The 15126-nt window shown below is 60.4% G+C and carries 15 protein-coding genes; 9 read left to right on the top strand and 6 right to left on the bottom strand.

What is annotated here, in order from left to right; genetic code table 11:
- Positions 1-99: 99 nt before the first annotated feature.
- Positions 100-1215, bottom strand: coding sequence for a fatty acid desaturase (locus B9Z40_RS06660; RefSeq protein WP_100172437.1), 1116 nt, complete (start codon positions 1213-1215; stop codon positions 100-102).
- 232 nt (positions 1216-1447) lie between these two features.
- On the opposite strand from B9Z40_RS06660, the gene pyk reads away from it, so the two are divergent.
- The 3 genes from pyk to B9Z40_RS06645 all read left to right on the top strand — a co-directional run bounded on the left by pyk (position 1448) and on the right by B9Z40_RS06645 (position 5067).
- Positions 1448-2881, top strand: coding sequence for a pyruvate kinase (pyk, locus tag B9Z40_RS06655; protein ID WP_100172436.1), 1434 nt, complete (start codon positions 1448-1450; stop codon positions 2879-2881).
- 131 nt (positions 2882-3012) lie between these two features.
- Positions 3013-4077, top strand: coding sequence for a class II fructose-bisphosphate aldolase (gene fba / locus B9Z40_RS06650; protein WP_100172435.1), 1065 nt, complete (start codon positions 3013-3015; stop codon positions 4075-4077).
- An 81-nt stretch (positions 4078-4158) separates the two neighbouring features.
- Entirely contained in the window at positions 4159-5067 is a 909-nt protein-coding gene (locus tag B9Z40_RS06645) for a phosphoribosylaminoimidazolesuccinocarboxamide synthase (RefSeq protein ID WP_100172434.1), read from the top strand.
- Positions 5068-5134: 67 nt separating this feature from the next.
- On the opposite strand, the gene B9Z40_RS06640 is transcribed toward B9Z40_RS06645, so the two are convergent.
- Entirely contained in the window at positions 5135-5500 is a 366-nt protein-coding gene (locus B9Z40_RS06640; protein ID WP_100172433.1) for a hypothetical protein, read from the bottom strand.
- Between the two features lie 154 nt (positions 5501-5654).
- Between B9Z40_RS06640 and B9Z40_RS06635 the strand changes: the two genes are divergently transcribed.
- Entirely contained in the window at positions 5655-6176 is a 522-nt protein-coding gene (locus B9Z40_RS06635; protein ID WP_100172432.1) for a DUF962 domain-containing protein, read from the top strand.
- Between the two features lie 87 nt (positions 6177-6263).
- On the opposite strand, the gene trxA is transcribed toward B9Z40_RS06635, so the two are convergent.
- Positions 6264-7217: a thioredoxin gene (gene trxA, locus B9Z40_RS06630; RefSeq protein ID WP_100172431.1), complete on the bottom strand. Its 954-nt coding sequence runs from the start codon at positions 7215-7217 to the stop codon at positions 6264-6266.
- Positions 7218-7298: 81 nt separating this feature from the next.
- Here trxA and purE point away from each other — a divergent pair, with 81 nt between their 5' ends.
- The 3 genes from purE to B9Z40_RS06615 are packed head-to-tail and all read left to right on the top strand — an operon-like array spanning position 7299 to position 9978.
- A complete protein-coding gene (gene purE / locus B9Z40_RS06625) occupies positions 7299-7799 on the top strand; it encodes a 5-(carboxyamino)imidazole ribonucleotide mutase (RefSeq protein ID WP_100172430.1) in 501 nt (166 codons plus the stop codon).
- Complete coding sequence (locus B9Z40_RS06620) at positions 7796-8965, top strand: 5-(carboxyamino)imidazole ribonucleotide synthase (protein ID WP_100172429.1); 1170 nt, start codon at positions 7796-7798, stop codon at positions 8963-8965. Before purE ends, B9Z40_RS06620 begins: the two co-directional genes overlap by 4 nt.
- An 8-nt stretch (positions 8966-8973) precedes the next feature.
- Positions 8974-9978, top strand: a complete 1005-nt coding sequence (locus B9Z40_RS06615; protein WP_100172428.1) for an L-threonylcarbamoyladenylate synthase — start codon at positions 8974-8976, stop codon at positions 9976-9978.
- 6 nt (positions 9979-9984) lie between these two features.
- On the opposite strand, the gene B9Z40_RS06610 is transcribed toward B9Z40_RS06615, so the two are convergent.
- The 3 genes from B9Z40_RS06610 to dacB form a co-directional block, all read right to left on the bottom strand.
- Complete coding sequence (locus B9Z40_RS06610; protein WP_100172427.1) at positions 9985-11256, bottom strand: lipase family protein; 1272 nt, start codon at positions 11254-11256, stop codon at positions 9985-9987.
- 115 nt (positions 11257-11371) lie between these two features.
- Entirely contained in the window at positions 11372-11626 is a 255-nt protein-coding gene (locus tag B9Z40_RS06605) for a SemiSWEET transporter (RefSeq protein ID WP_100172426.1), read from the bottom strand.
- 3 nt (positions 11627-11629) lie between these two features.
- The gene (gene dacB / locus B9Z40_RS06600) at positions 11630-13240 is read right to left on the bottom strand and encodes a D-alanyl-D-alanine carboxypeptidase/D-alanyl-D-alanine-endopeptidase (RefSeq protein ID WP_100172425.1); all 1611 of its coding nucleotides are present in this window, start codon (positions 13238-13240) and stop codon (positions 11630-11632) included.
- Positions 13241-13318: 78 nt separating this feature from the next.
- Here dacB and B9Z40_RS06595 point away from each other — a divergent pair, with 78 nt between their 5' ends.
- Positions 13319-14299 (top strand): DMT family transporter, encoded by a 981-nt coding sequence (locus B9Z40_RS06595; RefSeq protein WP_100172969.1) that lies wholly within the window; start codon positions 13319-13321, stop codon positions 14297-14299.
- Complete coding sequence (gene tsaB / locus B9Z40_RS06590) at positions 14296-15126, top strand: tRNA (adenosine(37)-N6)-threonylcarbamoyltransferase complex dimerization subunit type 1 TsaB (protein ID WP_100172424.1); 831 nt, start codon at positions 14296-14298, stop codon at positions 15124-15126. The genes B9Z40_RS06595 and tsaB overlap by 4 nt, the downstream gene beginning before the upstream one ends.

Raw genomic sequence — 15126 nt, 5'->3', positions numbered from 1 at the left:
ACAGCATGCATTCGGCCGCAGGGGCAGCCTCTTACAAACGATCACCCAACAAAAAACCCCGCATCGCGGGGTTTTTTGTTGTTGGAGGCGAAGGCCTGATCAGGCTTGGGCCGAAGTGGGCAGGTTGCCGCGCACCGGGCTGGTCATGTTGCCCTTGAAGTCGGTCCAGCATTCGCGGCTGAAGTCGTACATCTTGCAGTTCTTGGCAGTCTCGAAGTACCACTTCCAAGAGAAAGCTTGGACGATGATGCGGCCTGGCAGCATTTCTTCGAGCTTGCTTTGGGCTTGCTTCAAACGGTAAAGCGGGATGCTCATGTCCACATGGTGGGCGGTGTGCTCCATGATGTGGTGCATCATCGCGCCGATGTTGAACGGGAAGGTCAGGTGCACTGTGGTCGACACGAACGGCGCGGCCTTGGTCCAGGCGGCCTTGTTGTCGTGCCAAGACACCTTGACGTGGGTGTGGTGCACATAGACCACAAAACCGATCATGGTGTTCCAAAAGAAGAAGGGCACCACAAAACCCAACAGCAAGGACAACACGACCGACTGGCCTGTGTAAATGGCAGCGGCAGCGATGGTGGCGATCCAAAACGCGGCAAACAGGCTCACCAACAAGCTGTCTTTGAAAAAGATGGGTCGGCGGGTGGGCATGTGGGTTTTGTTGGGGAAGAACTCACGCTTCCACCAAATTTCGACCATGTAATACAGGCCAGGTGCCCAGCCGCTGCGGTAGGCCCGCTCCAGCAGTTTTTGCATGGGGTTCAGGGCTTCAAACTCGGTCGCTGTGAGGGGGGTCCAGACAAAATCCACGCCTTTGAGGTTGGTGTAGCCGTGGTGCACCACGTTGTGGCCGGTGTCCCACAAGCTGTACGGGGTCAGCGATGGCAAAAATGCGATGCGGCCCAGCACCTTGTTCAATTCGCGGTGGGGCGTCAGGCTTTGGTGGCAGGCATCGTGGCCAATGATGAACAGTCGGCCAATCACAAAGCCCGCCGCCAAGGCGCACAGCACTTTGCCCAAAATCGCGTCCAGCGCGATCGTGCCAGTGATCAAGGCAAAAAACAAAGCGTAATCCAGCACCAAAAGCGCGAAGGCTCTGACGGTGCTGCGCCCGGACAAGGGCACCAACCATTCACGCAATGTCTTGCGGTGCGGCAGAGGCTGGTCCAGTCCAATGGGTTGTTCGGTGGTCGTTGTGTGCATGGCAGTCATGGTGCTTCTGTTTGAACAAGCGAGACCTGAGTTTAGTCGCCCCGCTCCCTCGGTGAACTGACAAGGCTCAATTGAGGGTCAGAAGTGCAGGGGAATCGAGGGCCAAGCACGTCTTGCACTGGGGTGGAGGTCGTCAAATTGGGGTTTCCCAGCAGGGGAAAGTGGCCGAAAGAACCCGACATGTAACCTATTCCGTGTGAGAATTGAAATTAAATTACATGGAGAGCTTTGAATGTCCCGTCGCGCTACCAAGATTGTTGCCACCTTAGGCCCTGCTTCCAGCGATCCTGCGCTGCTCGAAGCCATGATTCGGGCCGGTGTGAATGTGGTCCGGCTCAATTTCAGCCACGGCAAGGCGCAAGACCATGTGGACCGTGCCCGCTTGGTGCGAGAAGCCTCGCAACGTGCGGGCCGCGAAGTGGCCATCATGGCCGACCTGCAAGGCCCCAAAATCCGCGTGGGCAAGTTTGCCGAGGGCAAAGTCCTGCTCGAGCCAGGTCAGCCTTTTGTTCTGGACGCCTCACGCACCGAACCCGGTGACCTGCAGGGTGTGGGCTTGGATTACAAGGAATTGCCCCGCGACGTTAAGGCGGGCGATGTGCTGCTGCTGAACGACGGCCTGATCGTGCTCACCATCAACGCCGTCAAGGGCGAGCAGGTGCACACCACCGTCAAGTTGGGTGGCGAACTGTCCAACAACAAGGGCATCAACAAACAAGGCGGCGGCCTCACAGCCCCTGCCTTGACCGCCAAGGACATGGACGACATCAAAACCGCCATGAGCTTGCGTGCCGATTACGTGGCCGTGAGCTTTCCTAAAAATGCCACCGACATGGAAATGGCCCGCCAGCTGTGCAATGTGGCGGGTGCCGAATACGGCCACAAACCGGGCTTGATTGCCAAGATCGAACGCGCTGAAGCCATTCCTCACCTCGAAAGCATCTTGTTGGCCAGCGACGGCATCATGGTTGCTCGGGGCGATTTGGCGGTGGAAGTGGGCAACGCGGCCGTGCCCGCCTTGCAAAAACGCATGATCAAGCTGGCCAAGGTGCATGACAAGGTCGTCATCACCGCGACCCAGATGATGGAAAGCATGATCACCAACCCTGTGCCCACCCGCGCCGAGGTCTCCGATGTGGCCAACGCCGTGCTGGACGGCACCGACGCCGTGATGCTGAGCGCTGAAACTGCAGCAGGCAAATACCCGCTGGAGACGGTCGAAGAGATGGCCAAGATTTGCCTGGCCGCTGAGGGCGCGGAAGATGTGGAAATCGACGCCGATTTCAAAGGCCAGACCTTCAGCCGCATCGACCAGTCCATCGCCATGGGCGCTTTGTTCACCGCCAGCCATTTGGGTGCCAAAGCCATCGTGGCCATGACCGAGTCCGGCTCCACTGCCTTGTGGATGAGCCGTCGCCGGGTGCACATCCCGATTTACGCCCTGACCACCAAACTGTCGTCACAGCGCAAGATGGCCTTGTTCCGCAACGTCAGCCCTTTGCTGATGGACACCAGTGCCGACCGCGACACGGCTTTGGCCGAGGCTGAAAACCATTTGAAGAGCCGCGGCATTGTGAGTTCGGGCGACGTGTACGCCATCACCTGCGGCGAGCCCATGGGTTCTCCTGGCGGCACCAACATGCTGAAAATCTGCAAGGTTGATTGAGGGTGATTCGCCCTTCCGGGAGGGGGCGGTCCTGAGGTGTGTCAGGCCGAACCCTATAAAATCCTGATCAGTTAAGGGCCGGGCACACCTCGGCGCCTCTGAATTTTCAACTTCCCCGGGAAATCACCACCATGGCACTCGTTTCATTGCGCGAGCTGCTGGACCATGCCGCCGTCAACGGTTATGGCATTCCAGCTTTCAACGTCAACAACCTAGAGCAAGTTCAGGCTGTGATGACCGCTGCCGACGAAGTCGGCGCACCGGTCATTCTGCAAGCCAGCGCAGGTGCCCGCAAATACGCAGGTGAACCCTTCATCAAGCACTTGGTTCAAGCCGCGACCGAACAGTGGCCCCACATCCCGCTGGTCATGCACCAAGACCATGGCCAAAGCCCGGCGGTTTGCCAGGGCGCGATCGATCTGGGTTTTTCTTCCGTGATGATGGACGGCTCTTTGATGGAAGACGGCAAAACACCCGCCGACTTCGCTTACAACGTCGACGTCACCCGCCGGGTGGTGGACATGGCCCACAAAATGGGCGTGTCGGTCGAGGGCGAATTGGGCTGTCTGGGCAATCTGGAAACCGGCGAAGCCGGCGAGGAAGATGGCATCGGCGCCGAAGGCAAGCTGGACCACAGCCAAATGCTGACCGATCCCGAAGAAGCGGCCCAGTTCGTCAAGGCCACGGGCCTGGACGCGTTGGCCATTGCCATTGGAACCAGCCACGGCGCTTACAAGTTCAGCCGCAAGCCCACGGGCGACATTTTGGCGATCTACCGTGTCAAGGAAATCCACCAGCGCATTCCCAACACCCATTTGGTGATGCACGGCTCGTCCAGCGTGCCGCAAGAGTTGTTGGCCATGATCAACCAATATGGCGGCAACATGAAGGAGACCTATGGCGTGCCCGTCGAGGAAATCCAAGAAGCCATCAAGCACGGCGTGCGCAAAATCAACATCGACACCGACATCCGTTTGGCCATGACCGCAGCTTGCCGCAAGTTCTTGGCAGAAAACCCCGACAAGTTCGACGCGCGTGAATGGCTCAAACCCGCTCGCGAAGCGGCCAAACAACTGTGCAAGCTTCGTTACCTGCAGTTCGGTTGCGAAGGCCAAGCGTCCAAAATCAAGGGCGAAACTTTGCAAGTATTTGCGGGCCGATACGCCAAGGGCGAACTGGCGCAAGTCGTCCACTGAGGCTGCGATAATTTCGCCGAATGGCCCGTTGCCTGTTCAACGGGCCTTTTTCTTTTTTGCTGTTGCCTGATTGTTTTTGCCATGACTTCTGCCCTCCACACTTCGGCCCTGACCTCCTTGCCCCTGCTGGCGCGTGGCAAGGTGCGCGACAACTACGCGGTGGGCGATGACCGCATCTTGATGGTGGCGTCTGACCGCATCAGCGCGTTCGACGTGATCATGGGCGAGCCGATTCCAGGCAAAGGCGTTTTGCTCACAAAAATGGCCTTGTTCTGGTTTGACCAGCTTGGCCCTAAAGGCCTGAACATCTGCCCGATTCACCTGACGGGCGATGCCCCCGAAAGTGTGGTCAGCGCCGAAGAAGTGCCTCAGGTCACCGGCCGCTCCATGCTGGTCAAGCGCTTGAAACCCCTTCCGGTTGAGGCGGTGGTGCGTGGTTATTTGGCAGGCAGTGGCTGGAAGGAATACCAAGACAACCAAGCCGTGTGTGGCGTTCAGTTGCCTGCAGGCCTCAAAAACGCCAGCCGTTTGCCCGAGCCCATCTACACCCCTGCGGCCAAAGCCGCCGTGGGTGAGCACGATGAAAACATCACCTTCGAGCAAACCGTGGCCATGATCGGCGCCGATCTGGCCACCCGCATCCGCGACATCAGCATTCAGCTTTACAAGGCGGCCCGCGACATCGCTGCGACCAAAGGCATCATCATTGCCGACACCAAGTTCGAGTTTGGTCTGGACGCCGACGGCACCTTGGTGCTGATGGACGAGGTGCTGACGCCCGATTCTTCGCGCTACTGGCCCGCCGCCAGCTATGTGGAAGGGTCCAATCCACCCAGTTACGACAAACAGTTTTTACGCGACTGGCTGGAGACCGCTCAGGTCAATGGCAAGCTTTGGGACAAAACAGCGCCAGCGCCGCGTCTGCCCCGCGAGGTGATTGAGAACACCGCTGCCAAATACGAAGAGGCCATGAAAAAGCTGATGGCCTGAAGCGCACGGCATGTCGGGCACAAAAAAGGCGCTGCAATGCAGCGCCTTTGTCTTGGGGCTTGCGAAATCAGCTGGGCAACGCCAGCAGCGTCATGGCATCGAGCAGCAAGGTGGTACCGGCCACCAGCAAGCTGGCGCGTGCGACCGTTGGGCCGCGTGGGTGCAGGGATGCGCCCCAAAATGCAGCCAGGCATACCAGCTCTAGGCTTCCGCGCATCCACAGGTAGCGGCTGCTGCCCACCAGGTTGGCGGCATCGGGGCTCATGAGCACGGCATACAGGAAAACACCCTTGACCAGCCAGAGTGCAGCGCCAAAATGCAAAGATGGCATTTGAGCCAGTAGATTGCGTGTGGGGACGTTCACGCGCACAGACGCACCGCCGAGCAGGCATTGCAGCTCTTCAGGGGTGATCAGGGGCTCGGTGCGTGGCATGGTTTGAAAATGAGTCCAAAAGTGATGGTTAAATTCTAGGTTGTTACCGTTTGAAAAAGCGCAGGCAGTGATGGTGCACCTGAGCAAAACCCGTAAATTTCTGTAACGACAAGTATTACATTGGGCGCTTTGAGCGCCAGAACAAGAGGATCGAATGACACTTTTCCGCCCTGCGACCGCCTTGATGGTGCAGTACGCCCATTACCACCGCGATCGCCGCAACATCGCCACCCATTTGGCGGGCATTCCCTTGATTTTCATGTCCGTCGGTGTCTTGGTGCTGGGTCCGGCCTGGTCTGTGGCCGGTCACACGCTGACGCTGGCTTGGGCCTTGTGGGCGCTCACCAGCCTTTGGTACCTGAGCCGGGGCGATGTGTTGCTGGGCGTGGCCACCTCCTTGGTCAATGGCGTGCTGATCGCGGCCGCCCACGAGGTGCCACCCCTGGCGCAATCTCTGGGTTTGGCGGTTTGGCAGGCGGGCTTGGGCCTGTTTTTCATCGGCTGGGTGCTCCAGTTCATTGGCCACTATTTCGAGGGACGCAAACCGGCCTTTGTCGATGACCTGGTGGGCCTGCTGGTGGGGCCCATGTTTGTGGTAGGCGAGGTGCTCATGTCGCTGGGGATGCTGCAGCGCATGCGCATGGACATCGAGCGCCAGGCAGGGGCGCTGCGCTGAGGCGTTTGGCGGTGCGCTCGTTAAAAAGCCCGATCCGTCTGCACCACTGCAGCCGGACCGGGCTTTTGTTTGAGGACTGAGCTGTGCTCAGTTGAGCATCATGCTCAGCTTGCGCCGGTAGCTGGAGATCATGGCCAGGTGGGGGTCTTCTTGCATGGCGGCTTTGCCCATCAGCTCGATGCCACCCGCCGACTTGCCTGTCGCGTCTTGCGTTTTGGGCTTGGGCGGGGTCATCAACTCCAGCAGGGCGACAAAGGTTTTGCGGGGGGCTTCGTCTTCCCACTTTTTGTCGCGCATGATGATTTCGAGCAATTCGTCCATCGCCGCCTCCCATTGGCCGATCGCGATCAGCAGACGGCTTTTGGCAAAACGGGCGTCAAAGTCACGTTTGTTTTGGGCAATCAAGGCGTCAAATTGGTCCAACTCCCATTCGCCGCGGGGGTCGGTGGTCACAAACTCCAAGGCTTTGAGCCATTGGGTTTGTGCCTCAAAGCGCAGCGGCACCGGAATGCGGGCCATGGTCGGGGCCAGCAATGCGGAAGCTTCGGCCAACTCCCCTTGGCCGATCAGCAGCTTGACCAAGTCAAAACGCGCATCGTCGTTGCCCGGGTCGGTGGCCAAAGCCTGCTCCAGGGCGGCACGGGCGCTGTCGGCGTCACCCGCTTGCAGATGTTCATGGGCTTCTTGGGCAGCGGCTTGTGCTTGCAGTTCGCTCTCTGCGGGCAGGTGTTTGTCTAGAAACTGCTTGACCTGGCCTTCGGGCAATGCGCCCATGAAACCGTCGACCGGTTGGCCGTTGATGAGCAAAACGCAAGTGGGCAGGCTTTTGATGCCAAAGGCCTGGGCCAGTTGCTGCTCGTCGTCGGAGTTGATTTTGACCAGTTTGAAACGGCCTTCGTAGGCGGTCTCGACTTTTTCGAGCACGGGGCCCAGCGACTTGCACGGGGCGCACCAGGGGGCCCAAAAGTCCACCAACACGGGCGTGGCCATCGAAGCGGCGATCACCTCGGTTTCAAAGTTTTGTATCGTGACGTCCATCATGGCGGGGAGGGTTCCGGGTTGTGTTTCCGCTCCGGGTGGAGCGAAACCTTAAAATTCAACATTGATCACAAAAAGCACCCAATGACTCAAGCGCTCATCGGCGTCGTCATGGGTTCCAGCTCCGACTGGGACACCATGCAGCACGCAGTCCAGATTCTCCAACAGTTTGGCATCGCTCACGACGCCCGTGTGGTTTCAGCCCACAGAATGCCGGACGATATGTTCACTTATGCAGAGACCGCCGCTGCACGAGGCTTGCAAGCCATCATCGCGGGCGCAGGCGGCGCAGCCCACCTGCCTGGCATGCTGGCGGCCAAAACCGTGGTGCCGGTGCTGGGCGTGCCGGTCCAAACCAAGGCTTTGTCGGGCGTCGACTCGCTGCACAGCATCGTGCAAATGCCCAAGGGCGTGCCTGTGGCCACCTTCGCCATTGGCGCGGCGGGTGCGGCCAATGCGGCATTGTTTGCGGTGGCCATGCTGGCCAACAACGACCCAGCCTTGCGCCAAAAGCTCGAAGCCTTCCGCGCCGAGCAAACCGCTGCGGCCCGTGCCATGACATTGCCCCCCGTGGGGGCCGCATGAGCCGCCCCATCTTGCCGGGGTCCATGGTCAATGGCCAGCCCACCACCCTGGGGGTAATGGGCGGCGGCCAGTTGGGCCGCATGTTCGCTCACGCTGCGCAGGCCATGGGCTACTTCACGGCGGTGCTCGACCCCGACGCCACAAGCCCAGCTGGTCTGGTGAGCCACCACCACATCCAGACCGACTACTTGGACGAGCAGGGCCTGAAGCAACTGTTGGCGTGCTGCGCCGCAGTGACCACCGAATTTGAAAACGTACCCGCCCCAGCGCTCCGTACCTTGGGCGCGCAGTGCCCCGTGGCGCCCGGTGCCGACGCGGTCGCCATTGCGCAAGACCGTGCTGCCGAAAAAGCCCACTTTGTGCGCTGTGGCGTGCCGGTGGCCCCGCATGCCGTCATCGATACAGCCGATCAGATGGCTGCTGTGACCGACGATTTGCTGCCCGGCATCTTGAAGACCACCCGCATGGGCTACGACGGCAAAGGCCAGATCCGCGTCAAGACCCGTGCCGAGCTGGTGGCCGCTTGGATCGAGCTCAAAAGCGTGCCCTGCGTGCTTGAAAAAATGCTGCCGCTCAAGGCCGAGTGTTCGGTCATCGTGGCGCGTGGCGCAGACGGGCAGATGGTGAATTTTCCGGTCCAACTCAATGAGCACCGCGATGGCATTCTGGCCGTGACCAGCGTGTACGAAGGCGCTGTGCCTGCCGACCTCGCAGCACAGGCCGTGGCCGCCACCCGTGCCATTGCCGAAGGCATCCACTATGTGGGCGTGCTGTGTGTGGAATTCTTCATCCTGGAAGGCGGCCAGTTGGTGGTCAACGAGATGGCGCCGCGCCCGCACAACAGCGGCCACTACACCATGAACGCCTGCGACCAGTCGCAGTTTGAGCTGCAGGTGCGCACTTTGGCGGGCCTGCCACTCACGCAGCCGCGCCAGCACTCGCCGTCGATCATGCTCAATTTGCTGGGTGATTTGTGGCCCGAGGGTACTAGCCCCGCCTGGGACAAAGTGCTGGCGTTACCCGGCACGCATTTGCACCTTTATGGCAAGGTCTCGGCCCGACCCGGCCGAAAGATGGGGCACCTGAACATCACCGGCACAACGTCTGAGGCGGTTCGTTCCACCGCCTTGCAAGCTGCGGCTTTGCTTGGCATTGCAGCGTTTTAAAGGCCACCATGATCCTGAATGCCTCGGATGCTGCTGTTGCGCAGGCTGCACAAGCTTTGCGTGACGGCCATTTGGTCGGTTTGCCCACCGAGACGGTTTATGGCTTGGCGGCCAACGCCACCGACGGCGATGCTGTGGCGAAAATTTTTGTGGCCAAGGGCCGCCCGGCCGATCATCCCTTGATCGTGCATGTGGCCAGCGCGGACCAGGTTCCGCTGTTTGCGGGGCAAGTGCCCGAGTTTGCGCAGCGCTTGATGCAGGCTTTTTGGCCTGGTCCCTTGACCTTGATCCTGCCGCGCAGAAGCGGCGTGGCCAGTGCGTCCGCCGGAGGGCAAGATTCCATTGGCTTGCGTTGCCCTTCGCACCCGCTGGCCCAGCAGCTCCTTCGCGCTTGCGCGGCCATGGGTGTGGACGGCCTGTCTGCCCCCAGCGCCAATCGATTTGGCCGCGTCAGCCCCACCACCGCAGCGCATGTGCAGTCCGAGTTGGGCCCTGATTTGTTGATTTTGGACGGTGGCGAATGCGATGTGGGCATCGAGTCCACCATCATCGACTGCACCCGCGGCGAGCCGGTGCTGCTGCGCCCAGGGCACATCACACGGGCGCACATTGAAGCGGCTTGTGGCCGAGCCGTTTTGGACAAAGATACGCCGCAAGAGGTGCTTGGACAATCCGCCCCACGCGCTTCGGGCACGCTCGAGTCGCACTATGCGCCCCGCGCCAAAGTGCGGCTCATGATCGCCGCCGACATCGCGCACAAGCTGCAAGCTTTGGGACCACACGCCAACAACTTAGGCGTGTGGTCGACCGAGCGCCCCATGGACGAACAGGGTTGGGGTGCAGGGGTGCTGTGGCGACAGCAAGCAGCGACGGCCGAACAAGCTGCGCACGACTTGTTCAGCGTGTTGCGAGACTTGGACGCCCGGGGTGTGACTCAGATTTGGGTGCAACTGCCGCCCGACACGCCCGAATGGGAAGGCGTGCGGGACAGGTTGCAGCGGGCCGCGGCTTAAGCGGGCTTATTTCACCAAATCGAACAGGCCTTTGGCTTGTGCGTGGCAGAACGGTGGTTCATAAGTGCCGTGGTAATTGCCGTAGTAGGTCGCAGCATTGGCCAAAGTCACCGGACCGTAAGTGGCTGCAATGTAAGGGTCCACATCCACAGAAGTCACGTTTTTCAGACCCTTGTCATCAAAAGCCTTTTTCATGACAGCCTGGTGCACGGCAGGCGGCACGGTGGGGTCACCACTGCCGCCACACAACATGAGTTGCGACTTGGGTGTCCAATCGAGCAAGTCGTTCTTTTTGGCGGCCAGGAATGTGGCGTTGTTGGCGTTGGTCAGGATGTCGCTGCTGAACGCTGACTGGAACAAAGCATCGCGGGCTTGGTTCGGTGTTTCGCCGTTGATGCCCGGCAGCTTGCCGCTGGTGACCAGTGTGGTGTAGTTCAATGTAGGGCTGGGCAGCAAGGACTCAATGCCGTCAGCATAAGGCGCTTTGAAGGCGGTTTTGACATCGCTGTACAAGTTGCCATAAATCTTCTGCCACGCGGTGACCAGGTAGGGCACAAAGAATTGGTAACCTGCAATGGCCTCTGTCAGTTTCATCGAGCCCGACAGGTTGTAAGGCCCAGCCAAGTGAGCGCCCGCCACCACGTTGATCTCAGATGACAAGTTCTTTTCGATCTCACGGTGAGCCGCCATGGAAGCGTGACCACCTTGAGAGTAGCCAGTCAGCATGACCTTGCCGTTGAGGCTGGCGCCTTGAGACAGCACCGCTTTGCGTGCGGCGCGAATCGAGTCGATGACCGATGTGGCTTCAGAGTCTGCGTGCAGATAGGGGTGATAGCTGTAGTTGGACTTGGCAAAGCCCAGATAGTCGGTGGCCACCACGGCATAACCCTGACTGGCGTACATGGCCGCCAGCAAGTATGTTTCGCCATCTGCAGGGTTGGCCAGTGTGCGGGGTTTTTGCACATCGGTGCCTTTGGCATACGCGACCAAAGGTGCGGCGGCAGTGCAGTCGGCGCCCGAGGGCAGCAACAAAACGCCTGAGGCATTGGAGCTCTCACCCTTGGCACCTGGCGTCACATAGTTGAGGGAAACGACTTTGACGTCACATTTGGCTTTGCCGCTCAATGCCGTCAGCGGACCACCGTCAAACTGTGCTTTGGTCAGGGTGGCCAGCAAAACTGGGCTATCGATCAGAGTGCCATTCGCTGTGTCACCGCCGCCGCAAGCAGCGAGAAGGGCTGCGCCAAGCATCGGAATGCCGTACTTCAATGTTTTCATGGTTTGTCTCCATTGGATTAAAAAGAACACTCGTTCTTTTTCACTTTAGTCGAGTGAAACGATTCAAGCCATGGGGTATTCACTGATTTGTCATCGATTTCAGCCGGGCAGATACTCAGCGGTAACGCAACTTCATCATCAAAATCATCAATGCCAAGCTGGTGGTGATGGTGTTAGCGATGATGATGGGCCAGGCCATCATGAGCACGCCATAAACCAACCACAAGGCCACACCCACGGTGAACAGGCTGTACATGCCAAGCGAGATGCCGCTGACATCGCGGGTCCGAAAGGTTTGCCAAACTTGCGGAATAAAGCTGGCGGTCGTGAGGAAGGCGGCCAAAGAGCCCACCCAGTCGATCAAGGTCATGGTTCAGGGTCTCGGGGTTTTGGCTGCAGGGCGTGCACTGTCGGTGTTGTTCGTGTCACGCACCGTCCATTCCAGCAATTGGTCAAGCGCGGGCCGCGCCAGGTTCGCATTGGCGTGGTTGATGATGGCGACCACGCTGTAGCGCTGGCCGCTTTGTCCTTGCACATAGCCCGCGACCGATGCCACGTCGCGCAACGAGCCGGTTTTCAGCCAGGCGTTTCCAATGACTGGTGATTGTGGGTTCCGGTCTTTCAGCCGTGCGGTGGTGCCATCGATGCCTGCCAGTGAGAGAGAGTTGACAAAGTACTTGGCGTGCGGGCCTGCGTTGGCGGCTTGCAGCAATGCCGTCAAAGCATTGGCGGTGCTGCGCTCGCTGCGCGAAAGGCCCGAGCCGTTTTCCAATTCGGGTTCGGGGTGTCCTGCAAAGTGGGTGCGCCACCACTGCGACAAGCGCAGTCGCGAAGCTTCAAAGCGCCCCGGTGATCCCAATTCACTCGACAGTGTCAGGAAAAGCTGTTGGGCCATCACGTTGTTCGAGAACTTGTTGATGTCCTGGATGATGTCGGCCAAAGGCATGGACGGCGCTTCGAGCAGCAAGCGAGCAGATGTGGGTCTCGTGCCATAACGAACTTGCCCGGTGAGTTGCCCGCCCGCGCCCAGCCAAAGGGCGCGCACCACACGCGGCGCATAGGCTTCTGGATCGGGATAAGCCACAGGCCATTCTCGCTCGCCACAGCGAACGGGGTAGCTGCCTGCAAAGCGCACCTGCAAGGGCTGGCTGAAGTCGGCTTGCAGTTGGCGTCGCCAGTCGTTGCAAGGCACTTGTGTGGCGGGCAGTTGGGCGGTGACTGACAAGCCGGCCAGCGGCGGCTCAAAGCGCACTTGCACGGGCCCGCCTGCGGCATCGGGCGTGAACTTGAAAACCACCGCCTTGAAGTTGACCAGCAGGCCGTCGGGTGAGACGTTGTAAGGGCGCAGGGGCTCGTCGTCAAAGGGCTCGCTGCGTTCACGCACGTCAAACACACTGCGGTCCAAAACGATGTCGCCCCGCACCTCGCGCACGCCTGCGGCTTGTACTTGGGCCAGCAGGTCTTGCAGGCGCTCAACGACCAGCTTGGGGTCGCCGCTGCCGCGCACGATCAGGTTGCCCGATAAAACACCATCGCGCAGCAGGCCATCGGTGTAGATGCGGTTGCGCCAGACATGATCAGGCCCCAGCAAGCTCAGCCCCGCATAGGTGGTGAACAGCTTCATGACCGAAGCAGGGTTGACAGGGGCTTGCGCTTGGTAGGACAACTGGCGAGGGGCTTTGCCCGAGAGCGGGCTGTCTGGCAAGGGGGTGATCTGGACGCTCAAGGCCGATGGCGGGACTTGCGCTTGTTGAAGGGCCTGCAGCACCTGGCGAGGCAATGGGTTGTGAGCCGGTGAATGGGGTGCTGTTGTGGTGGCGTTTTGGGCGTGGGCAGGCCAAGCCAAAGCGGCGCTCACGGTCAGTGCCAGCAACAGCAACCCGCCGAAGGTGCCATGGGGTTTGCGGCGAACCCACAAGGGCTGACTCCAAAGGCCATGGGCCAGCGTGTCGACATGGGGGCGCAAGGCGCGGGTAAAAAGCATCGGTCGAGTCTAACGGGCAGGGGTGACGTTCATCAGGTCAAGCCAGAAAGAGGGCGGCGGCCCCGTATGATTCGGGCCATGCGATTTTCTTCAAAAACCGTGGGTCTGGCTTCTGCGGTCATCACGGTGTTCATCTGGACCGGTTTCATTGTCATTGCGCGCGCTTCCGCTTCAAGGGGTTTGCTGCCTTTGGACATTGCGCTCGCCCGCATTTTGGGGGCCAGCGCCGTCTTGTTGCCCTGGGCATGGTGGTTGATGCGCCCGGCGCGTCTTGCAGGGCAATCGGTGGGTTCTTTGGGTGGGCTGTCTCCTTTGCCTTTGGCGCCCACAGTGCAGGCGGGGTTTTTGGGCGGCTTGCTTTACGCGGTCTTGGCCTACAACGGTTTCTTTTTTGCGCCCGCCGCCCATGCTTCTGTTCTGATGCCTGGCAGCTTGCCCCTGTGGACCACGCTGCTGGCTTGGCTGGTGCTGCGCGAAAAAGTCTCGTCGGCCCGCGCGGTGGGTCTGGGCTTCATTGTGTTGGGCGATGTGTTGGTGGGTGGCGCGAGCTTGCTCATGGCTTTTGACGGCGGTGAGGTTTGGAAGGGCGATTTGCTTTTCATGACCGCTGCCTGCTGTTGGGCGGCTTACAGCGTCACGGTGCGTCGGCATGGACTGGACGCGGTGCGAGCCACCATGGCCATCACCGCGTTTGCTTTCGTCACTTTTGTACCGGTCTATCTGGGCTTGATCGGGATGGGCGTCTTGCCCACCCATTTGACGCAAGTGCCTTGGACAGAAATCGTTTTTCAGGCGGTGTTTCAGGGCGTGGGCTCGGTGGTCATTTCCGGCATCACCTTCACGCAAATGGTTCGCCACTATGGGCCGGTGCGCTCGACCATGATCACGGCGCTGGTGCCCGGTTTGTCGGCGCTGGGCGCGGTCTGGTTTTTGGGTGAGCCCATGCACTGGAATTTGCTGGCCGGGCTGGCGCTGGTCACCAGCGGCATTTTGTTTGGCGTGCGCCAAGCCAAGCCTGCTGTGGTCACCCCCACGTTGGCGGTTGGAGGCAAGGCATGAGCGCCACCACCCAAGCAGGGCGTTGGCTGGCCTTTGACACCAGTACCGATGTGCTGTCCTTGGCCGTGGCCCGTGGCGACCAAGTCTGGACACAAACCCTGCCCGGTGGCGCACAAGCTTCCAGCGGCTTGATCCCGGCGGTGCTGGCCATGCTGGCCGAGGCCGACATGCCGCTGGCCTCGCTTGACGCCATCGTGTTTGGCCGAGGGCCGGGCTCATTCACAGGCTTGCGCACCGCGTGCGCCGTGGCGCAAGGTTTGGCTTTTGGGGCCGATGTGCTTGTGTTGCCCGTGGATACCTTGCTGGCTGTGGCCGAAGAAGCCCGCTGGGCTCAGGTGCAAGCGGGTCTGCTGGCACCCGATGCCCACTTGACCGTGCTGGCGCTGCTGGATGCGCGAATGGACGAGGTTTACAGCGCGGCCTACCAATGGCAGCCAGCACATGGCCAGGGACATTGGCAAGCAGCCACGCCCTTGCAAGTCAGTGCCCCCGAAAACATCCCCAGCCCAGCGTCACTGGCCTTGCCCGAGGGCGGCACGGTGCTGTTGGCGGGCAACGCGTTTGCAGCTTATGGCGAGCGATTGTTGCCGGGCCAACTCACAGTTTCCCGGTGCACAGCCCTGCCTACTGCCGCTGCCTTGCTGCGCCTGGCGCCTGGCCTGTGGGCTCAGGGCTTGGCCGTGCCGGCCGATCAGGCCATGCCGCTGTACATCCGCGACAAAGTGGCCAACACCACCGCCGAGCGCGAAGTCATGAAGGCCCAAGCTTTGCACGACAAAGCCGTCTTGGCCGGGGCCGCTTTGCCCCCTGCGTCAGGCGCCGCTTGA

Source organism: Limnohabitans sp. 15K, from assembly GCF_002778285.1.
Classification (GTDB): Bacteria; Pseudomonadota; Gammaproteobacteria; order Burkholderiales; family Burkholderiaceae_C; genus Limnohabitans_A.
This window is presented reverse-complemented; position numbering and strand designations above follow the sequence as displayed.